This is a genomic window from Kitasatospora purpeofusca (assembly GCF_034043715.1).
Classification (GTDB): Bacteria; Actinomycetota; Actinomycetes; order Streptomycetales; family Streptomycetaceae; genus Kitasatospora; species Kitasatospora purpeofusca_A.
The window spans coordinates 43,593-63,538 of record NZ_JAXCLC010000046.1 but is presented as its reverse complement, the minus strand read 5'-3'; the positions used below and the strand labels follow the sequence as shown (position 1 = coordinate 63,538).

At 74.4% G+C, this 19,946-nt stretch carries 15 protein-coding genes and 1 pseudogene; 11 read left to right on the top strand and 5 right to left on the bottom strand.

The window, feature by feature from the left end; all coding sequences use genetic code 11:
• Positions 1 to 21 precede the first annotated feature (21 nt).
• Together SM793_RS23115 and SM793_RS23110 are read left to right on the top strand one after the other, a co-directional pair.
• Complete coding sequence (locus SM793_RS23115; protein WP_320440176.1) at positions 22 to 1,680, top strand: restriction endonuclease; 1,659 nt, start codon at positions 22 to 24, stop codon at positions 1,678 to 1,680.
• Positions 1,681 to 2,010: 330 nt separating this feature from the next.
• Entirely contained in the window at positions 2,011 to 2,799 is a 789-nt protein-coding gene (locus SM793_RS23110) for a ZIP family metal transporter (RefSeq protein WP_320440187.1), read from the top strand.
• An 81-nt stretch (positions 2,800 to 2,880) separates the two neighbouring features.
• Here the strand turns inward: SM793_RS23110 and SM793_RS23105 are convergent, their stop codons facing one another.
• On the bottom strand, positions 2,881 to 3,786 hold the full coding sequence (locus SM793_RS23105) for a LysR family transcriptional regulator (protein WP_320440175.1): 906 nt from the start codon (positions 3,784 to 3,786) through the stop codon (positions 2,881 to 2,883).
• A gap of 109 nt (positions 3,787 to 3,895) precedes the next feature.
• Here SM793_RS23105 and SM793_RS23100 point away from each other — a divergent pair, with 109 nt between their 5' ends.
• Positions 3,896 to 4,849, top strand: coding sequence for an EamA family transporter (locus SM793_RS23100; RefSeq protein WP_320440186.1), 954 nt, complete (start codon positions 3,896 to 3,898; stop codon positions 4,847 to 4,849).
• A gap of 124 nt (positions 4,850 to 4,973) precedes the next feature.
• Here the strand turns inward: SM793_RS23100 and SM793_RS23095 are convergent.
• Positions 4,974 to 5,195, bottom strand: a pseudogene (locus tag SM793_RS23095) (MarR family winged helix-turn-helix transcriptional regulator); the annotation flags it as partial.
• Positions 5,196 to 5,565: 370 nt separating this feature from the next.
• On the opposite strand from SM793_RS23095, the gene SM793_RS23090 reads away from it, so the two are divergent.
• The gene (locus SM793_RS23090) at positions 5,566 to 5,904 is read left to right on the top strand and encodes a DUF2218 domain-containing protein (RefSeq protein WP_320440174.1); all 339 of its coding nucleotides are present in this window, start codon (positions 5,566 to 5,568) and stop codon (positions 5,902 to 5,904) included.
• A 70-nt stretch (positions 5,905 to 5,974) separates the two neighbouring features.
• Here SM793_RS23090 and SM793_RS23085 read toward each other — a convergent pair whose 3' ends face one another.
• Positions 5,975 to 6,604: a phosphatase PAP2 family protein gene (locus SM793_RS23085; RefSeq protein WP_320440185.1), complete on the bottom strand. Its 630-nt coding sequence runs from the start codon at positions 6,602 to 6,604 to the stop codon at positions 5,975 to 5,977.
• Between the two features lie 462 nt (positions 6,605 to 7,066).
• Entirely contained in the window at positions 7,067 to 8,422 is a 1,356-nt protein-coding gene (gene gabT / locus SM793_RS23080; protein ID WP_320440173.1) for a 4-aminobutyrate--2-oxoglutarate transaminase, read from the bottom strand.
• Positions 8,423 to 8,750: 328 nt separating this feature from the next.
• Between gabT and SM793_RS23075 the strand changes: the two genes are divergently transcribed.
• From SM793_RS23075 to SM793_RS23065, 3 genes are all read left to right on the top strand, one after another.
• A complete protein-coding gene (locus SM793_RS23075) occupies positions 8,751 to 10,745 on the top strand; it encodes an ATP-binding protein (RefSeq protein ID WP_320440172.1) in 1,995 nt (664 codons plus the stop codon).
• A gap of 150 nt (positions 10,746 to 10,895) precedes the next feature.
• Positions 10,896 to 12,461, top strand: coding sequence for a PucR family transcriptional regulator (locus SM793_RS23070; protein WP_320440171.1), 1,566 nt, complete (start codon positions 10,896 to 10,898; stop codon positions 12,459 to 12,461).
• Between the two features lie 153 nt (positions 12,462 to 12,614).
• Positions 12,615 to 14,057 carry an aldehyde dehydrogenase family protein gene (locus SM793_RS23065; protein WP_320440170.1) on the top strand — a complete coding sequence of 481 codons (1,443 nt, stop codon included), beginning with the start codon at positions 12,615 to 12,617 and terminating at the stop codon, positions 14,055 to 14,057.
• Between the two features lie 97 nt (positions 14,058 to 14,154).
• Here SM793_RS23065 and SM793_RS23060 read toward each other — a convergent pair whose 3' ends face one another.
• Positions 14,155 to 14,820 carry an NAD(P)H-binding protein gene (locus SM793_RS23060; RefSeq protein ID WP_320440169.1) on the bottom strand — a complete coding sequence of 222 codons (666 nt, stop codon included), beginning with the start codon at positions 14,818 to 14,820 and terminating at the stop codon, positions 14,155 to 14,157.
• A 129-nt stretch (positions 14,821 to 14,949) separates the two neighbouring features.
• On the opposite strand from SM793_RS23060, the gene dxr reads away from it, so the two are divergent.
• From dxr to SM793_RS23040, 4 genes are all read left to right on the top strand, one after another.
• Positions 14,950 to 16,179 carry a 1-deoxy-D-xylulose-5-phosphate reductoisomerase gene (dxr, locus tag SM793_RS23055; protein WP_320440168.1) on the top strand — a complete coding sequence of 410 codons (1,230 nt, stop codon included), beginning with the start codon at positions 14,950 to 14,952 and terminating at the stop codon, positions 16,177 to 16,179.
• 111 nt (positions 16,180 to 16,290) lie between these two features.
• Complete coding sequence (locus SM793_RS23050) at positions 16,291 to 17,595, top strand: site-2 protease family protein (protein WP_320440167.1); 1,305 nt, start codon at positions 16,291 to 16,293, stop codon at positions 17,593 to 17,595.
• A 140-nt stretch (positions 17,596 to 17,735) separates the two neighbouring features.
• Positions 17,736 to 18,896 carry a flavodoxin-dependent (E)-4-hydroxy-3-methylbut-2-enyl-diphosphate synthase gene (gene ispG / locus SM793_RS23045; protein ID WP_320440166.1) on the top strand — a complete coding sequence of 387 codons (1,161 nt, stop codon included), beginning with the start codon at positions 17,736 to 17,738 and terminating at the stop codon, positions 18,894 to 18,896.
• Between the two features lie 155 nt (positions 18,897 to 19,051).
• Complete coding sequence (locus SM793_RS23040) at positions 19,052 to 19,927, top strand: GNAT family N-acetyltransferase (protein WP_320440184.1); 876 nt, start codon at positions 19,052 to 19,054, stop codon at positions 19,925 to 19,927.
• Positions 19,928 to 19,946 lie beyond the last annotated feature (19 nt).

Sequence of the window (19,946 nt, the reverse complement as noted above, 5' to 3'; positions counted from 1 at the left end):
AGCATGGGGGAACGACCACCGATGCAGTACTCAGCAGACGGCCAGTCCGACGGTGCTGTCACGGCCCCCCACCCGGGCTTCCTCGCCTCGGTGTTCCGCGACCTCGGGGTGGAGGAGCCGACCGCGGACGATCCGTCCGGCCGTCCCCCCGGCGCGCCGGACGGACCGTCACCCACAGGTCGTCCGGCCTCCGAGCCGCTCGCGGCGGGCGGCGACGAGGACGTCGCCGCCCACGCCAGGGCCGCCGCGCTCACCCACCACCGCACGCTCACCGTCCAGGCCGAGCACGAGCGGCTGGCCGACCTGCTCCGGCGGTCCGCCCTGCCGGTCTCCGCCATGGACTTCGAGAGCCAGCTGCGCCGCTACGAGCCGCGCCCCTACCCGGACGGTGCGCCACCCACGGCGGCCGGGGCGGACCCGGAGCCGCGCTGGGGGGACTACGCGCCCGCCGAACCGCCGGCGTCCGACCCGGACGGGCCCCCGGTCCCCCGACTGCTCGACTCCGACTACCAGCGCGGACTGGCCAAGGCCCGGCTGACCCACCAGCGGGCCCTGCGGGAGTGGCGTACCCGGCAGGCCGAGGCCGGCAGCCCCGCCGCCGACGAGTCGAGGCGCGCCCACGACGAGGCCGAGCAAGCCCGGGCGCGGGCGGTGCGCGAGTACAACGACTCCCTGGAGGAGTGCCGCCGGGCCTACCGGCAGGCCGAGCCGGCCGCCGTCGAATCCCTGCTGGAACGGGCCCTCGCCGCGGCCGAGACCAACACCCGGGATCTGCCGGCGCCCTGCCGCGCCGTCTACCGGCCGCTGACCCGCACCGCCGTGCTCGACCTCGACCTGCCGCCGCTGGACGTGGTGCCCTCGCTGACCGGCTACCGGCTCGCCCCGGACGGCGAGGTCCTCCCGGTGCCGCGCCCGCCGGCCGACCGGGCCTCCGACTACCTGCGGCTGGTCGCCCGGCTGGCCCTTCGCGCGCTGCAGGCCGCCGACGCCGTCGACACCGACGAGATACTCGCCGGCGTCGTGCTCAACGGCTGGCTGCGCGAGCCGGGCGGCACCCGGCCGCTCTGCTTGGTGAGCGTGGACGCGGACCGTGACGCGCTGGCCCGCACCAGGCTGCTGCCGCCCACCGACCCCGACGAGGAGCCCGACGGCGAGGGCGTCTACGCGGACGCCGAGCAGGACGAGGCGCTGGTCCGACTGCGCCAGCTCGACGCCGCCGTCAGCCCCGACCCGTACGGCCGGGCGGGCGTCGAACCGGCAGCGCGGGCGGCGGCCACCGTCCCGGCGGCGCCGGACCTCTCGGCGAACGAGTTCGCCCAGCTGGTCCGTGAGCTGCTCACCCGGGGCGGGCTCGGGCAGTGGAGCGTACGGCTGCGCGGTCCGGTCGGACTGGTGGCCACCGGCGAGGGGCCCGTCGGCAGCGCGCTGCCCGGCCGCTGGGTGGTGTGGGCCTCCCGGGGCGAGGGGCCGGTGGGGGAGGAGGAGATCCGGACCCTGGCGGAGGCGGTCCACGAGGAGTCGGCCGAACGCGGGCTGCGGCTGACCACCGGTCACTTCACCGACGGTGCGCTCGACCTCACCGGCGAGGACGGGCATCGGCACATCCACCTGGTCGACGGGGACGGCGTCCGCGAGCTGACGCACACCCACCTCGGACTGTCGCTCGCCGCCGGACACTGAGCCGCGCCGGTCCGGCTGCGGGAGCGGTCGGCAGCTGTCCCGCGTCCCGACGGGGTCCGGGAGGCCGGGAATCCACTACGGTGGTCGGCTCGGAGCGGGTGCCGTCGGCCGGTCCCGACGGCCGGTCCCGTCGCCTCACCCCGACGGCTGGCCCGGCGGGCGGCGGCGTGCGGGGTGTCCGACGCTGGGGGACACGGCGGGCACGGCCGGCCGGCACCGGCCGACGGTCGGCCCGGGGACGGGCGGGACACGGGGGAGACGAGTGAACAGACGGACCGTCACGGCGGGGCAGCGGTGACCGCGGTCCTGGTGGCCGCAGGGGCGTTCCTGATGACGCTGATCGGCGGCTGGGTCGCGCAGCGCACCGGCGACCGCCGGCACCTGGTGCTCGGCTTCGCCGCCGGGCTGATGCTCGGGGTGGTCGCCTTCGACCTCCTTCCGGAGGCGCTGCACCAGGCGCCCGAGGAGGTCCACGGGGTACCGCAGGCGCTGCTGATGTTCGCGGCCGGCTTCCTGGCCATCCACATCGTCGAGCGGGCGGTCGCGATCCACCGCGGCCACGAGGAGGAGTACGCCGAGCACAGCCACGGCCACCGGCACAGCCACGGCCGGCCCCCGGAGCAGGACCGGGGCCCCCTCCACGGCCACACCCACGGCCGTTCCCGGCACGAGGCCGAAAGGCACCAGGGAGTGGGCCTGACGGCCGCGATGGCGCTGGTCGGCCACAGCGTCATGGACGGCTTCGCGATCGGCGCGGCCTTCCAGGCCGGTACGACGGTCGGGACGGTGGTGGCGATCGCGGTGGTCGCGCACGACTTCGCGGACGGCTTCAACACGTACACGATCACCAGGCTCTACGGGAACAACAGGCGGCGGGCCCTGGCCCTGCTGGCGGCCGACGCGCTCGCGCCGGTCACCGGTGCCGCGATCACCCTGCTGTTCACCATCTCCGAGCACCTGCTCGGGCTGTACCTGGGATTCTTCGCCGGGTTCCTGCTCTATCTGGCGACCTCCGACATCCTCCCCGAGGCGCACAGCCCGCACCCCTCGCGCACCACCCTGCTCTGCACGCTCGCGGGGGTCGGCTTCATGTGGCTGGTGATCGGCTTCGCCTCCTGACGGGAGGCGGCGACGGGGGCGTCCGCCGACCGGCCGCCCGGGTCAGTCGCCCAGGTCAGCCGCCCGGGTCGGCCGTCCAGGTCAGCCGGCCCGGGCGTCCCAGCGGGCCCGCATCGCGTCCAGCGTCGCGGTGATCGCCGGGCGGCGCGAGGACTGGGAGCGCCAGAGCGCGAACACCCGCCGGGCCGGCTCCGGCGCCACCGTCCGGGCCACCACCCCGGCCGGCAGCGCGCCCCGGCCCAGCCGGGGCACCAGCCCGATGCCGAGACCGGCCCCGATCAGGGCGATCTGGGTCTCGAACTCGCCGACCCGGTAGTGCACGTCCGGCTCCTCGCCGGCCTCGCGCAGGGTCCGGACGAGCCAGTCGTGGCAGATGTTGCCCGGCGGCACGCTCGTCCAGCGTTGCCCGCGCAACCGGCCCACCGGCACCACCGTGAGCTCCGCCAGCGGATGGCCGACCGGCAGCAGCAGGTCCACCGGGTCCGGTCCGAGGTCCATCCGGTCGAGCCCCTCCTGCACCGGCAGCGGCACCGTCGGCCAGTCCTGGACGAGCGCCAGGTCGACCTCGCCGCGCGCCACCAGCTCGGCCGCCGGGTACGGGTCGCTCTCCAGCAGCCGCACGTCCAGCTCCGGGCAGCGCTCGCGCAGATCGGCCAGCACCCCCGGCATCAGTCCGCGTGCGCCGGTCGCGAAGGCCGCCACCAGCAGCCGTCCGACCGCCCGGCCGCGCTGCTCCTCCAGCCGCACCTCGGCCCGCTCCACCAGCCCCAGCACCGCCTGCGCCGTACCCGCCAGCTCGCGCGCCGCGTCCGTCAGCACCACGCCCCGGCCCTGACGCTCCAGCAGCACCGTCCTGGTCTCCCGCTCCAGCTTGGCGATCTGCTGGGAGACGGCGGACGGGGTGAAACCGAGGGCCGCGGCCGCCCCGCCGACCGAGCCGTGGACGGCCACCGCGTGCAGCGCCCGCAGGCGCCCCAGATCCATCATGCAGCAATGCTAAAGCGTCTCCTTCAGAATTCATCGCTGGTGCTGCACGGTCCCCGGCGGCCATCCTCGTGCCATGAGCCCATCCCCGCAGGCCGCCCCGGGCGGCAGCATGAGTCCGCGTCACATCGGCCTGGCCGTCCTGGTGGCCGCCGTCTGGGGCCTCAACTTCGTCCTCATCCACATCGGGCTCCAGAACTTCCCGCCGCTGCTGTTCTGCGCCTTGCGGTTCGCGGTGGTCGCCGTCCCGGCGATCTTCTTCGTGGGACCGCCGAAGGTCGCCCTGCGCTGGGTGCTCGCGGTCGGGGTGGTGCTCGGCGTGGTCAAGTTCGGCCTGCTCTTCCTGGGCATGCACGCCGGGATGCCGGCCGGCCTCTCCTCGCTGGTGCTGCAGGGGCAGGCGGTGTTCACCGCGCTGTTCGCCGGCGTACTGCTGGGCGAACGCCCCGGCGCCCAGCGGCTGACCGGCCTGGGCGTCGCCTTCGCGGGCATCGGGCTGAGCGCCGTCGACCGCGGCCTCGGCGGGCCGCTCGGCGCCTTCGTCCTGGTCGTCCTGGCCGCGGCCGCCTGGGGGCTGTCCAACGTGCTGACCCGCAAGGCCGCCCCGCCGGACGCGCTGCGCTGGATGGTCTGGGTCAGCGCCGTGCCCCCGCTGCCGCTGCTCGGCCTCTCGCTGCTGGTCGAGGGCCCGGCCGCCGACCTGCGCGCGCTGCGCGGGATCGACCTCGCCGGGATCGGCGCGATCGGCTACGTCGGGCTGGTCTCCACCCTGTTCGGCTTCGTCGCCTGGAGCTACCTGCTGCGCAGCTACGACGCCACCGCGGTGGCGCCCTACTCGCTGCTGGTACCGGTGTTCGGGATGTCCTCGGCCTGGCTGCTGCTCGGCGAGTCGGTCGGCCCGGTGGCCGCCGCCGCCGCGCTGCTGGTGATCGCCGGGATCGGGATCACCGCGCTGCGCCCGGGGGCGCTGTCCGGCGCGGTGCGCCGGTGGGCGCGGCGGTCGCCGCGTAGGCGGCCTCGGCGCTCCGCAGCGCTCGCAGCAGCGCGTCCTGGTCGGCGGGGCTGACCGCGCCGAAGTACTCCTGGGAGACCTCGTAGCGGACCTGGCCGATCCGCTCCACCGCCGACCGGCCGGCCGCGGTCAGCAGGATCCGCACGGCCCGGCGGTCGGCCGGGTCCGGGGACCGTTCCACCAGGCCGGCCTCCTCCAGCGCGTCGACCACCGTGGTGGCCGAGCGGGGGGCGATGTGCAGCCGGTCTGCCAGGTCGCTCAGCCGCATCGCCCGGTCGGGGAGTTCGCAGCCCGGGGCGTGCGCGAGGGTGCGCAGGGCGCGGCCCTGGCCGGGGGTGATGCCGTAGGGCTCCAGCCGCTCGCTGGTGAGGCGGCGGATCCGTTTGATCGCCCGGGTCATCGCATCGGCCAGCTCGGCGGCGGTGTCCTGTTCGGCGGTGTCCTGTTCGGCGCTGCCCTGATCGCCGGCGCCCTGATCGGCGCCCTGATCGGCGCCCTGATCGGCGCCTGGCTCGGTGCCGCCCTGCTCGGCCCTGTCCTGTTCGGCACTGCCGGGAGCACTGCCGGGGGCACTGCTGTCGGGGGAGGAGCTCGCCGCGTCGTCGGTCGGCGTGGTGGTCATGGGCGGCTCTCCTCGGCAGGTGTTCGACCAAGGGTATCGGCCGCTCCGGGGGGTGCCCGGAAATATGTTGAGTAAGACTCAGTATCTGCGTTAGCGTAGACAGCGAGTGAGGGCACCCTAAGTTCCCTCCCCTGATCCTGGAGGGCCCGTGCCCCGCTCCGAAGCCCGCGTCGCCACCGACCGTTCCGCCCGCTACGCCAAGCAGCTCGCCGCCCACATGGGCCGCAAGATCAAGGCCGACTGGTCCGAGGAGACCGGTCGCGGCACCCTCGTGTTCGGCGCCGGCACCGCCACGCTGGAGGCCACCCCCGACGCGCTGCTGCTCGCCGTCGAGGGCGAGACCGAGAGCCTGCCCGGACTGGAGGACGTCGTCGGCCGCCACCTGGTCCGTTTCGGCGCCCGCGACGAGCTGGTCGTCGAGTGGCGCCGTGACAACGGCGAGGCCGGCCACGTCCACCGCAACGACGAGGAGCTGGCCGAAAGCTGATCCCCGGGCGGCGCGGCCCGGCGTTCACGGCCCAGTGCTCACGACCGGGGGCCGCCCGCCGGTTCCTGGGTCAGTGCTCCGGGTGTCGTCGGCGCGCGGTCGGTCGGGCGGTGAGCGGCCACCGGGCCAGCGTCCACAGGACCAGGCCGCCCAGGCACCAGCTGGCCACCACGTCCAGCAGCCAGTGGTAGTCGCTCCACACCAGTCCCAGCCCGACGCCCGCGACCGGCAGCGCCGCCGCGGCGGCGAGCGCCCGCCGCCCGCGCGGCGCGGCCGTCCGCGCCAGCAGCAGGGCCGCCACCCCGTACCCGAGCGTGGCGGTCGCGGTGTGGCCGGACGGGTACCAGCCCCACTGGTCCGCCGCCAGCGGCAGCCCGAACGGGCCCGGCCGGGCGAACCAGGACTTCGCCGGCACCACCAGCAGCGGGATCAGCCCGGCCGTCAGCACCGCCACCGGCACCGGCAGCCACCACCGAGCGAACCCCGCCCGGAACTCCCGCTGGGCGGCGACCGCCCCGCTCAGCAGCAGTACCGGCACCGCCACCGAGCCCTCGCCCAGGTCGGAGAACGCCTGGCCGAGGTGGTTGAGCAGAGCGCTGTGCAGTGCGTGCCGGGTCTCCCGGACGGCGTGCCGGGTCCAGTGGTCCAGCTCCAGCAGCGGTCCGTCCACGGCGACCTGCCAGGACACCAGCAGGAGCACCAAGGCGAGGAGTGCCGGCACCGCCGGCCGGGCGAGGACGCGAGGCAGCCGCCCCGGAGCAGGGGGGAGAGCTCCGGGGCGGCCCTGATGATCGCCGTTCCGTGCGTCCCGGGGGGTGTGGGCCGGACGGCCGGTCGATCGGCTTTCGGTGTGCACCGCCCTGTACGGGACGGCCTGGTTGTCCTCGCGGCCCTCGCGCGGAGCCGCCCCCTGGGGCGACGCCGCGGACGGCGCCGCCCATGGCTGGGGCTCGCTGTCCATCTGCGATGACACTACGTCAAGCTCCTTGCGCGGCCGAGGAGCTTCAGCGATTCCGCACACCATCTTCACCGTCCGCACCGGGAGCGTCACACCGGGTTCGAAACCCGACGGCCCGCGGGGAGTGAAGTCCCCGCGGGCCGTCGGCGCTGTCCGGACATCCCTCCGGCGGGTCTCGGGCGCGGCCTCGGGCCGCGGGCCGGGTCAGACGGTGGCGAAGGCGCCCTCGATGATGTCCAGACCCTCGTTCAGCAGGTGCTCCGGCATGACCAGCGGCGGCAGGAAGCGCAGCACGTTGCCGTAGGTGCCGGCGGTCAGCACGACCAGGCCCTCGGCGTGGCAGGCCTTCGCGATGGCCGCGGTGGCCTCCGGGTTCGGCTCCTTGCCGCCCGGCTTCACCAGCTCGACGGCGATCATGGCGCCGCGGCCGCGGACCTCGCCGACGCGGACCCGGTCGGAGTCGGCGTACTTCTCCTGGATCGCCCGCAGACGGCCCAGCATGACCTCGCCGATCCGCTGCGCCTTGCCGTTGAGGTCCAGCTCCTTCATGGTCTCGATGGCACCCAGCGCGGCCGCGCAGGCCACCGGGTTGCCGCCGTAGGTGCCGCCCAGGCCGCCGGCGTGCGCGGCGTCCATGATCTCGGCGCGACCGGTCACCGCGGCCAGCGGCAGACCGCCGGCGATGCCCTTGGCGGTGGTGATGAGGTCCGGGACGATGCCCTCGTCGTCACAGGCGAACCACTGGCCGGTGCGGCAGAAGCCGGTCTGGATCTCGTCCGCGACGAAGACGATGCCGTTGGCCTTCGCGTACTCGACGATGGCCGGCAGGAAGCCCTTGGCCGGCTCGATGAAGCCGCCCTCGCCCTGGATCGGCTCGATGATGATCGCGGCGACGTTCTCGGCGCCGATCTGCTTGTTGATGATGTCGATCGCCTGCGCGGCGGCCTCGGCGGCGCAGTTCTCGGCACCGGTCAGCCAGCGGTAGGGGTAGGCCACCGGCACCCGGTGGATCTCCGGGGCGAACGGACCGAAGCCCTGCTTGTACGGCATGTTCTTCGCCGTCAGGCCCATGGTGAGGTTGGTGCGGCCGTGGTAGCCGTGGTCGAACACCACGACGGCGGTCCGCTTGGTGTACGCGCGGGCGATCTTCACCGCGTTCTCGACCGCCTCGGCGCCCGAGTTGAACAGCGCGGTGCGCTTGTCGTGGTCGCCCGGGGTCAGCTCGTTGAGCTGCTCCGCCACGGCGACGTAGCCCTCGTACGGGGTCACCATGAAACAGGTGTGCGTGAAGGCGGCCAGCTGCTCGGTGGCCTTGGCCACCACGGCCTCGGCGCTGTTGCCGACGTTGGTCACGGCGATGCCGGAGCCGAAGTCGATCAGCGAGTTGCCGTCCACGTCCTCCAGCACGCCGCCGTTGGCGCGGGACACGTACACCGGCAGGGTGGTGCCGACGCCGGCCGCCACCGCACCCAGCTTGCGGGCCTGCAGCTCCTGCGACTTCGGACCGGGGATCGCGGTGACCAGGCGGCGCTCCTGCGGGAGCGGCGTTGCGGCGCTCATGGGTTTTCTCCAGACTTCTCGGCTCGGTAGTTCGCAGGCTACGGGGGCGTTCCCCGGGCAGGCATGCGCCACTCGGTAGCACTGAGCCGTCCGACTTGTCCGGGGCGGCCAGCCCGGGCGGAGCCGATACCGGGAGGCCGCGCTCCACTACATTGAGCGCGGGCGTGTCGCCGGGGCGGTGGCATGGGTATGGGCGGCACCGACGGCGGTCGGGCCGGCGGGCGAGGGAGCGGGGCCGTAGATGGGACTGGACGGGGCACGGAGCCACGACGAACGGACCACCGCCACCCCTCGGACTCCGATGCCGAACCCGCGTCCCCCGGCCCGCGTGCCCTTCGACCTCGCCGCCTGGGCCTCGGCCCCGCGGCCCGAGGCCGAGCCGGGCGTCTTCCGCCAGGACCACCGGCAGCTCGACCCGGACCGGGCGGAGGCCGCGAAGGTCCCCACCTGGCAGCTGCTCCTGCGGGCGGGGCTGAACGCGGTGGTGGGGTGGTTCGCCTACCTCTACGGCACCCAGCTGCTGATGTACCTGCTCGTCTGGTTCGGTCGGCAGACCGGGATCGGTCCGCTCGCGGAGCCCTCCGAGGGCGGGGCGATGTTCACCCTGCTGATCGCCAATGTGGCGGTCCTCGCCGTCGTCATCAAGGTCTTCGGCCGGATGGGCCGCTGGCCGGAGGTGTGGCGGCGGTACGCCCTGCCGTTGCTGTCGCGGACGGTGACGGAGGAGGCACCGGCCACCGAGGAGCAGCAGTCGGAGGCGGCCCGGCAGCGGGATCCGTGGACGGTGCTGCGGCAGGGCGGGGCCGCCGTCGCGGCCGGACGGCTGGACGGTGAGGCGGTCGGCGACGTCGACTACGTGCGGATCCGGCGGGCCTGGGAGTCGGCCCAGGCCGACCCGGCCTTCCTGCCGGCCTTCGTCGAGCAGGTGTCGCTGCGCGGCGCCGCCGCGTTCGCGCACCCCTCGGAGGCGCGCGAGCTGCCGGGCCGGGCGGAGCGGCACGATCTACTGCTGGGCCAGGTGCGGCTCGGTACGGCGCAGGACGTGCCGAAGAACCCGGTGACCCACCGGTCGGCCGGTTTCGCGCTGGACCCGGTGGTGCTGGGCACCTCGCTGCTGGCGGTGGGCCCGGCCGGGACGGGGAAGACGGCGCGGCTGGCCCGTCCGGTGGCCGAGGCGCTGTGCCTGCAGGCGCTGGCCGGGACGGCGTGCGCGGTGGTGATCGGGGCGACCGACGCCGACCTGGGGCCGGACGCCTGGTACGACGTGGTGATCGCCCCCGGTGACCCCGCGTCCCGCTACGGGCTGGACCTCTACGGCGCGGCCCAGGATCCGGACGAGGCGGCGGCCCGGCTGGCCGAGGCGCTGCTGCCGGACGAGCTGACGGCGCGCGCCGAGAGTGCCCGGACGGCCCTGCAGCAGATGGTCGGCCCGTTCCACGCCGCGTTCGGCCGCTACCCGGGCGTGCGCGAACTGCGGGCGCTGCTCGCCGGTGAGCCGGAGGCGCTGGAGGCCCTGGTGAAGGGGCTGCGGGCGGCGGAGCGGCTGGGCTCCTTCGGGCGGGACCTGGAGCACCGGGAGCACCAGCGCGGCCGGGCGGACGATCCGGGCGCGCTGCTGGCGGACCGGCTGGCGCTGCTGGACCGGCCGGCCTTCGAGGGGGCGTTCGCGACCGACGGCACGGGCCGGCCGCCGTTCGCGATGCGGGTGCTGGACCATCCGCTGCGGGTGCGGGTGAAGCTGCCGGAGCGCAGTCACCCGGAGGCGACGCGGATGCTGTCGCGCCTTTTGGTGGCGCAGTTCGTACAGGCGGCCGGGGCGCGCGGGGACCGGTCGCTGTTCGCGGGCCTGGTCGTGGACGACGCCTCGGCGGCGCTGGACGCCGGGATCGTGCGCGGCCTGCAGCGGTTGCGCGGGGCGAACGCCGGGGTGGTGCTGCTGCTGCGCAGCCTGGTGGACCTGCCGGAGGCGCTGCGGGCTCCGCTGTTCGGGGCGGTGGGCTGCCGGGCGGCGTTCCCGGGCATCGCGCCGTGGGACGGGCGGCTGTTCTCGGAGGCCTGGGGCACCCATCTGGTCCGCGAGACGGCGGTGACGCTGGCCCCGGACACCTCGGGCGGGATCGTGCGGCGGGCCGGACGGCTGGGGCGCAAGGCGCTGTCGGGGACGACGGCGCAGACGGAGTCGGTGACCACCCGGGAGGTGGAGCGGCTGCGCTGGTCGCCGTCGGACCTGGCGCACGCCCTGCCGGCGGGGCACGCGGTGGTGTCGCTGACGGCGGTGTCGGGGGAGCAGGTGCCGCCGCTGCTGGTGGACCTCCGGGGCTGAGGCAGGCCGTCGAAGCTCGCCTTCGAGGTGGATTCGGCAGTGCCGGTTGTCCGGAGCGTCCATAATGAGAAGTGGGGATTCCCCCTGGACTCCCAGCCCTCTCCCCGCCCGGCCGCAATGGCGCGGTCGCGTCGCTCCCCCGAAGGTGCCATGCCCCCCACACTTGCCTCCGTCGTCCGCAATACCTCGCTCCATCTGACGGTCCTCGCCGGTGCGGACCATTTGGAGCGGCCGGTCCGCTGGGTGCACACCAGTGAGCTGGACGACCCGACGCCCTTCCTCGAAGGTGGTGAGCTGCTGCTCACCACCGGTATCAAGCTGGGCCGCACGGCCGCCCGGCTGCAGGCGTACGTGCACCGGCTGGCCGACGCGGGGGTGGTCGGGCTGGGGCTCGGGGTGGGGCTGTCGCACACGGAGGTGCCGCAGCCGCTGGTGGACGCGGCGGCGCAGCGCGGGCTGCCGCTGCTGCGGGTGCCGGAGCCGACGCCGTTCATCGCGATCAGCAAGGTGGTGTCGGCGGCGCTGGCGGCCGAGCAGTACGAGGCGGTGACGACCAGCTTCGAGGCGCAGGAGGAGCTGACCCGGGCCGCGCTGGGCAAGGACGGCACGACGGCGGTGGTGCGCCGGCTGGCGGCCCGGCTGGGTGGCTGGGCGGCGCTGTACGACGGCTCGGGCGCGCTGTCGGTGGTGGCGCCGGACTGGGCGGCGCGGCGGGCCGGGCGGCTGGCGGCGGAGGTGGACCGGCTTCGGCGGCGTCCGGCGCCGTCGAGTGCCGCGCTGCAGGGCCGGGCGCCGGGGATAGACACGGCGGACGAGGACTACGTGGTGGTCCAGTCGCTGGGGGCGGACCGGCGGGCGCGCGGGTTCCTGGCGGTGGGTACCGAGGACCGGATCACGCCGACCGAGCGCTATGTGCTGAACGCGGCGGTGGCGCTGCTGACGCTGACCCTGGAGCGGTCGCGGGAGCTGCGGCAGGCCGAGGAGCGGATGGGCGCGGCGCTGCTGCGGATGGTGCTGGCCGGGGAGGTGGCGACGGCGCGGCAGGTGGCGGCGGGGCTGTTCGGCGGGTTGCCGGAGGGGACGGTCCGGGTGCTGGTGGCCGGGGCGGGCCAGGGGGTGGACGCCGGGGAGTCGCTGGGCGAGCTGGGCGACCGGGCGGAGCAGGCGGGTTCGCGGGTCGGCGAGAAGCTGCTGGTGGCGCGGGAGGAGGGCGCGCACGGGCCGCGGCTGGTGGTGCTGGCGCTGGACAACGGCGCGGTGCACCGGGCGTGCCTGGGTGTGGTGGAGGAGCACGAGGGCCTGTCGCTGGGTGTGTCGGCGCCGGCCGCGCTGGAGGACGCCGGGACGGCGCACGCGCAGGCCGAACGGGCGCTGGCGGTGGCGCTGCGCGGGGGGCGTCGCTCGGTGGACCACGAGGAGGTCGGCGCCGGTTCGCTGCTGCCGCTGCTCGGGGAGGACGCCGTGACGGCCTTCGCCGAGGGGCTGCTGCGGCCGTTGCGGGAGCACGACCGGACGGCGCGCGGCGATCTGGTGGCCTCGCTGCGGGCGTGGCTGTCGCGGCACGGGCAGTGGGACGCGGCGGCGGCCGATCTCGGGGTGCACCGGCACACCCTGCGGTACCGGATGCGGCGGGTCGAGGAGCTGCTGGGGCGGTCGCTGGACGACACGGACGTCCGGATGGAGCTCTGGCTGGCCCTGCGCTCGGGCGAGGAGTAGCCACCCGGCCGATCCGGCTGGACGCGGTGGAGTGGCCGCGCGGGTGAACGCTACTCCGTGTCCAATCCGGTCGGCCCGTCGGCCGCCCTACCCTCGATTGCGGCTCCACGTCCGGTGGGGTCGTGAGGACGACGAGGAGAGGCCGGTACCACGGTGACCACCACGTACGATTTCTGGCTGGCCGGCCGCCGGGCGAGCGGCGATGCCGACTTCGAGGTGCACAACAGCTGGGACGGCCGTCTGGTCGGCAAGGTGGGCATTCCCACCGAGGCGCAGGTCGAGGAGGCCCTGGAGGCCGCCGTCGCCGCGCTGCCGGTGTTCGCCGCGACCCCGGCGCACGTGCGCTCCGCCGCGCTGGACCACGTGGCCCGGCGGCTGGCCGAGCGCACCGAGGAGATCGCTCAGCTGATCACCGCGGAGAACGGCAAGCCGATCAAGTGGGCCCGCGGTGAGGTCGGCCGTGCCGTCTCGGTGTTCCGCTGGGCCGCCGAGGAGGCCCGCCGGACCAACGGCGAGACCATGCGGCTGGACACCGACCCGGGCGGCGTGGGCCGTTTCGCGCTGGTGCGCCGCTTCCCGCGCGGTGTGGTGCTGGGCATCGCCCCGTTCAACTTCCCGCTGAACCTGGTCGCCCACAAGGTCGCCCCGGCGATCGCGGTCGGCGCGCCGATCATCCTCAAGCCGGCCCCGGCGACCCCGCTGTCGGCCATGGTGCTGGGCGAGATCCTGGCCGAGACCGACCTGCCGGCCGGTTCCTGGAGCGTCCTGCCGGTCCCGAACGACCGGATGCCGGCCCTGGTGCAGGACCCGCGGCTGCCGGTGATCTCGTTCACCGGTTCGGACAAGGTCGGCTACCAGATCATGGACTCGGTGCCGCGCAAGCACACCACCCTGGAGCTGGGCGGCAACGCCGCGGCCGTGGTGCTCGCCGACTGGTCCTCCGAGGCGGACCTGGACTGGGCGGCCACCCGGATCGCGATGTTCGCCAACTACCAGGGCGGCCAGTCCTGCATCTCGGTGCAGCGTGTGATCGCCGACGCCTCGGTCTACGACGCGCTGGTGGAGAAGGTCGTCGCCAAGGTGGGCGACCAGGTCACCGGCGACCCGAACGACGACGCCACGGACGTCGGCCCGCTGGTCGACGAGAACGCGGCGAAGCGGGTCGAGTCCTGGGTGGACGACGCGGTGGCCAAGGGCGCGAAGCTGCTCGCCGGCGGCACCCGCGAGGGCGCGACCTACGCCCCGACCGTGCTGGCCGAACTGCCGGCGGACGCGATCCTGGCGACCTGCGAGGTGTTCGGCCCGGTGCTGTCGCTGCACCGGGTGGACGGTGTGGACGAGGCCTTCGCCGCCGTCAACAACTCGCCGTTCGGTTTGCAGGCGGGCGTGTTCACGCACGACCTGCAGACCGCCTTCCGCGCCCACCGGGAGCTCGAGGTCGGCGGTGTGATCGTCGGCGACGCGCCGTCCTACCGCGCAGACCAGATGCCGTACGGCGGCGTCAAGGACTCCGGCGTCGGCCGTGAGGGCGTCAAGTACGCGATGGACGACTACACCGTCGAGAAGGTCATGGTCCTCACCGGCCTGGACCTCTGAGACAAGTGCTGACGAAGGGCCCGACCGCGCCGCGGTCGGGCCCTTCGGCGTGCCGGCGGACCCGGGGGAGCGGGAGAGCCGGGGGAGCGGAACGGGCTCAGCCGTGGCCGGCGACGGCCGCGACGGCCTCGGCGACGGTGGCGTCGCCGGCCACCAGGTCCAGGGTCAGCCCGGCGGTGCCGGGTTCGTGCAGCAGGGCGGCGAGTACGGCGGCGACGTCCTGCCGGTCGACGGCGCCGCGCGGGAGGCCGGGGGCGAGCCGGACCAGTCCGGTGCCGGGCCCGTCGGCGAGGCGGCCGGGGCGCAGCACCGTCCAGTCCAGGCCGGGGCGGGCCCGGACGGCGTCGTCGGCGGCGCCCTTGGCCCGCAGATAGGTCTGGAAGACCTCGTCGGCGGGGTACTCGGCCTCGGCGTCGGCGCCCATCGAGGAGACGAGGAGGTAGCGGCGGACGCCGGCGAGTTCGGCGGCGTCGGCGAGCAGGACGGCGGCGTCCCGGTCGACGGTGAGCTTGCGGGCGGCGCCGCTGCCCGGTCCGGCGCCGGCGGCGAACACCACGGCGTCGGCGCCGTCGAGCAGCCGGGCGAGCTCCGGCGCGGTCGCGGCCTCCAGGTCGAGCAGCAGCGGTTCGGCGCCGGCGGCGGCGAGGTCCTCGGCGTGTTCGGGGCGGCGGACGATTCCGGCGGGCCGGTCGCCCCGGTCGGCGAGCAGCCGTTCCAGTCGGAGGGCGATCTGTCCGTGGCCCCCGGCGATGACGATGCGCATGGCTCCGACGGTAGCCGGGGACGGGGGCGCCGTCCTGGGGAACCGGTGCGGTGGATCTGGGGAACCGGTGCGGTGGATCGGGGGAGCCCGTGGTGCGGGGGAGGGTGTCGGGCAGGCCACAATGGGCGCATGACTTCGCTCGCCCACCCGCAGCTGCGGTTCACCCCCGAGGTGACCGACCCCTCCGGCCCCCGGGAGTTGGTGATCCTCGGCTCCACCGGTTCGATCGGCACCCAGGCCATCGACGTGGTGCTCCGCAATCCCGACCGGTTCCGCGTGGTGGCCCTGTCGGCGGCCGGCGGCCGGGTCGGGCTGCTCGCCGAGCAGGCGGTCCGGCTGGGCGTGCGCACCGTCGCGGTGGCCGATCCGGCGGCGGAGCCGGCGCTGCGCGAGGCGCTGGCGGCGAAGGCCGCGGGCGGGCCGCTGCCGACCGTGCTGGCCGGTCCGGACGCGGCCACCGAGCTGGCGGCGACGGAGTGCCACTCGGTGCTGAACGGCATCACCGGTTCGATCGGTCTGGGCCCGACGCTGGCGGCGCTGCGGGCCGGCCGGGTGCTGGTGCTGGCCAACAAGGAGTCGCTGATCGTCGGCGGCCCGCTGGTGAAGGCGGTGGCGCGGCCGGGGCAGATCGTCCCGGTGGACTCCGAGCACGCCGCACTGTTCCAGGCGCTGGCCGGCGGTACCCGGCCCGAGGTCCGCAAGCTGGTGGTGACCGCGAGCGGCGGCCCGTTCCGCGGCCGCGGCCGCGCGGAGCTGGCCGGGGTGACCCCCGCCGACGCGCTGGCGCACCCGACCTGGGCGATGGGCCCGGTCGTCACGATCAACTCGGCCACCCTGGTGAACAAGGGCCTGGAGGTGATCGAGGCGCACCTGCTCTACGACGTGCCGTTCGACCGGATCGAGGTCGTGGTCCATCCGCAGTCGGTCGTGCACTCGATGGTGGAGTTCACGGACGGTTCCACGCTGGCGCAGGCCAGTCCGCCGGACATGCGGATGCCGATCGCGCTCGGCCTGGGCTGGCCGGACCGGGTTCCGGACGCGGCCCCGGGCTGCGACTGGACGAAGGCCGCGACCTGGGAGTTCTTCCCGCTGGACGACGACGCCTTCCCGGCGGTCGAGCTGGCCCGCGAGGTCGGCACCCTGGGCGGTACCTGCCCGGCCGTGTTCAACGCCGCGAACGAGGAGTGTGTGGAGGCCTTCCTGAAGGGCCGCCTCGCCTTCACCGGCATCGTGGACACTGTTGCGAAGGTCGTGGCCGAGCACGGTGCCCCGGCCGGGGGAACTTCGCTGACGGTGGAGGACGTCCTGCACGCGGAGGACTGGGCGCGAGCCCGGGCCCGCGAGCTGGCGGCGGGCTGACGGTCCGCCCGGACGGGCGGCACACCACCGGGGCGGGGCCGTCCGGACGGTCCCGCCCGGAGGACCGGTACGACGACAGGACGATCGGAGCGGAATGACGGAGGCGCAGCGGTGGCAACGGTGATGACGGTGGTCGGCATCCTGGTCTTCGTACTGGGACTGCTCTTCTCGATCGCCTGGCACGAGCTCGGCCACCTCTCCACGGCCAAGCTGTTCGGCATTCGGGTGCCGCAGTACATGGTCGGCTTCGGGCCGACGGTCTGGTCGCGGAAGAAGGGCGAGACCGAGTACGGCCTCAAGGCGGTCCCCATGGGTGGGTACATCCGGATGATCGGGATGTTCCCGCCCGGTGCGGACGGGCGGATCACCCAGCGCTCGACCTCGCCCTGGCGGTCCATGATCGAGGACGCCCGGGAGGCCTCCTACGAGGAGGTCAAGGAGGGCGACGAGTCCCGGCTGTTCTACACGCGCGAGCCGTGGAAGCGCGTGATCGTCATGTTCGCCGGGCCGTTCATGAACCTGCTGCTCTCGTTCGGGCTCTTCCTGACCGTGATGATGGGCTTCGGCGTCTCGATGGCGGTGCCGACCATCGGCACCGTCTCGGAGTGCGTGGTCAAGGCGGGCCAGGCCACCGACACCTGCCCGGCGGACGCCCCGGCGGCGCCCGCCTTCCAGGCCGGGCTCAGGCCCGGCGACCGGGTGGTGTCCTTCGACGGCGACCGGATCGGCAGCTACGAGCAGCTCCAGGCCGACATCCGGAAGTCGGCCGGCAAGCGGGTCGACCTGGTGGTGGAGCGCGACGGGCAGCGGCTGACCCTCGAGCCGACGATCGCCGTCAACGACGTGCAGAAGTACGACGCCGAGGGCCTGCCGGTCAAGGGCGAGACGGTGCGGGCCGGCTTCCTCGGCTTCACCCCGACCACGGGCGTGGTCCGGCTCGGCCTCGGGCAGTCCGTCGACCGGATGTACGACATGGCGGAGAACGGCGTGGAGTCGCTGGCCGCGCTGCCCGGCAAGATCCCCGGGCTGTGGCACTCGGTGGTCGACGGCGCCCCGCGCGAGACGGACTCCCCGATCGGCATGGTCGGCGCGGCCCGGGTCAGTGGCGAGGTGTTCTCGCTGGACATCCCGGGCAGCCAGCGGGTCGCCTACTTCGTCAACCTGCTCGCCGGGATCAACCTCTCGCTGTTCCTCTTCAACATGCTGCCGCTGCTGCCGCTGGACGGCGGCCACATCGCGGGCGCGGTCTGGGAGTCGGCGCGCCGCCGATTCGCACGACTGTTCCGCCGTCCCGACCCCGGTCCGTTCGACGTGGCCCGGCTGATGCCGCTCGCGTACGTGGTGGCCAGCGTGTTCATCGGCTTCACCCTGCTGGTACTGGTCGCCGACCTGGTGAACCCGGTCAAGATCAGTTAGCGCGGCCGGCCGGTGGGTGCGCGGGCGCCCGTCCCCGTGCCGTACCGTTGGAGCCCGGGCGCGCGATCGTCGGCGCGCCCGGGTTCGGTCGTCCCAGCGGCCGGGCCGACCACCCATCGACCTCGGGGAACCCTGCGCACATGACCGCGATCTCGCTCGGTATTCCGTCTCTGCCGCTCAAGCCGCTCGCCAAGCGCCGGGTCTCCCGTCAGATCATGGTCGGCAACGTGCCGGTCGGCGGCGACGCCCCCGTCTCGGTGCAGTCCATGACCACCACGCTGACCTCGGACATCAACGCCACGCTGCAGCAGATCGCGGAGCTCACCGCCTCCGGCTGCCAGATCGTGCGGGTCGCCGTCCCGTCCCAGGACGACGCGGACGCGCTGCCGATCATCGCCAGGAAGTCGCAGATCCCGGTGATCGCCGACATCCACTTCCAGCCGAAGTACGTCTTCGCCGCGATCGACGCCGGCTGCGCCGCGGTCCGGGTCAACCCGGGCAACATCAAGGCCTTCGACGACAAGGTCGGCGAGATCGCCAAGGCCGCCAAGGGCGCCGGGGTGCCGATCCGGATCGGCGTCAACGCCGGTTCGCTCGACAAGCGCCTGCTGGAGAAGTACGGCCGCGCGACCCCCGAGGCCCTGGTCGAGTCCGCGCTCTGGGAGTGCTCGCTGTTCGAGGAGCACGACTTCCGCGACATCAAGATCTCGGTCAAGCACAACGACCCGGTCGTGATGATCAACGCCTACCGCCAGCTCGCCGCCGCCTGCGACTACCCGCTGCACCTCGGCGTCACCGAGGCCGGCCCCGCCTTCCAGGGCACCATCAAGTCCGCGGTCGCCTTCGGCGCGCTGCTCGCCGAGGGCATCGGCGACACCATCCGGGTCTCGCTGAGCGCCCCGCCGGCCGAGGAGATCAAGGTCGGCAACCAGATCCTGGAGTCGCTCGGCCTGCGCCAGCGCGGTCTGGAGATCGTCTCCTGCCCGTCCTGCGGCCGCGCCCAGGTGGACGTCTACAAGCTCGCCGAGGAGGTCACGGCCGGCCTGGAGGGCATGAACGTGCCGCTGCGCGTCGCGGTCATGGGCTGCGTCGTGAACGGCCCGGGCGAGGCCCGCGAGGCCGACCTCGGCGTCGCCTCCGGCAACGGCAAGGGCCAGATCTTCGTCAAGGGCGAGGTCATCAAGACCGTCCCCGAGTCCAAGATCGTGGAGACCCTGATCGAGGAGGCGTTCAAGATCGCCGAGCAGATGGAGTCGGAGGGCGTCGAGTCCGGCGCGCCGACCGTCAGCGCCGGCGAGTGACCCGGCCCGGTCTCGGGTAGGTCCGCGCTGTACTCCCGGAAGCGGGGCCGTCCGTGCGCGGACGGCCCCGCGGCCGTGTCCGGGTGGGGGCAGGGAGTAGGGTGCGGCCACAGTCGTCTCAGTAAGGTGCTGTCTCGATGCTCGATCGAGGTGTGATGCTCCCCAGCTCGTTCCAGGCCGCCCGCGCCCTGGCGACCACCCGCGTGCTGGAACCGCCGGACCTCGCCGACGCCCTCGCCGTCCTCCACCGCGACCCCGTCGCCAACGCCTTCGTGGCCACCCGGGTGGAGGCCGTCGGCCTCGACCCCTGGCGGCTCGGCGGCGAGATGTGGGGCTGGTACGACGAGCACGGCGAACTCGACGCGCTCTGCTACGCCGGGGCCAACCTCGTCCTGGTGGACGCCGGCCCGCAGGCCGTCCGGGCCTTCGCCGAACGCGCCCGCAGACAGGGGCGCCGCTGCTCCTCCATCGTCGGCCCGGCCGGGCCCACCTCGGCCCTGTGGGCGCTGCTGGAGCGCAGTTGGGGGCCCGCCCGTGAGGTCAGGGCGCACCAGCCGCTGCTCGCCACCGCGGTGCCGTCCGTCGAGATCGCCCCGGACCCGCTGGTGCGGCGGGTGCGGCGGGACGAGGTCGACATCCTGATGCCGGCCTGCGTGGCGATGTTCACCGAGGAGGTCGGGATCTCGCCGCTGGCCGGTGACGGCGGGCTGCTGTACCAGGCCCGGGTCGCCGAACTCGTCACCACCGGACGGTCGTTCGCCCGCTTCGGCGAGGACGGCGAGGTCGTGTTCAAGGCCGAGATCGGGGCGGTCACCGAGGGCGCCTGCCAGATCCAGGGGGTCTGGGTCGCGCCCGGGCACCGGGGGCAGGGGCTCTCCGAGACCGGGATGGCCGCGGTGCTGGAGGTCGCGCTGCGCGAGGTCGCGCCGGTGGCGTCGCTGTACGTCAACGACTACAACCTGCGGGCGCGGGCCTCCTACCGGCGGGTGGGGTTCCGGGAGGTCGGGGCGTTCATGAGCGTGCTGTTCTGACGGCGGACCGGCCCCCGGT

Bases quoted from the DNA above. Each gene is read 5' to 3' on its own strand.
- ispG (WP_320440166.1), top strand. From the start codon at position 17,736: ATGACCGCGATCTCGCTCGGTATTCCGTCTCTGCCGCTCAAGCCGCTC.
- SM793_RS23110 (WP_320440187.1), top strand. From the start codon at position 2,011: ATGACGCTGATCGGCGGCTGGGTCGCGCAGCGCACCGGCGACCGCCGG.
- SM793_RS23070 (WP_320440171.1), top strand. From the start codon at position 10,896: ATGCCCCCCACACTTGCCTCCGTCGTCCGCAATACCTCGCTCCATCTG.
- dxr (WP_320440168.1), top strand. From the start codon at position 14,950: ATGACTTCGCTCGCCCACCCGCAGCTGCGGTTCACCCCCGAGGTGACC.
- gabT (WP_320440173.1), bottom strand. From the start codon at position 8,422: ATGAGCGCCGCAACGCCGCTCCCGCAGGAGCGCCGCCTGGTCACCGCG.
- SM793_RS23100 (WP_320440186.1), top strand. From the start codon at position 3,896: ATGAGTCCGCGTCACATCGGCCTGGCCGTCCTGGTGGCCGCCGTCTGG.
- SM793_RS23115 (WP_320440176.1), top strand. From the start codon at position 22: ATGCAGTACTCAGCAGACGGCCAGTCCGACGGTGCTGTCACGGCCCCC.
- SM793_RS23105 (WP_320440175.1), bottom strand. From the start codon at position 3,786: ATGATGGATCTGGGGCGCCTGCGGGCGCTGCACGCGGTGGCCGTCCAC.
- SM793_RS23040 (WP_320440184.1), top strand. From the start codon at position 19,052: ATGCTCCCCAGCTCGTTCCAGGCCGCCCGCGCCCTGGCGACCACCCGC.
- SM793_RS23060 (WP_320440169.1), bottom strand. From the start codon at position 14,820: ATGCGCATCGTCATCGCCGGGGGCCACGGACAGATCGCCCTCCGACTG.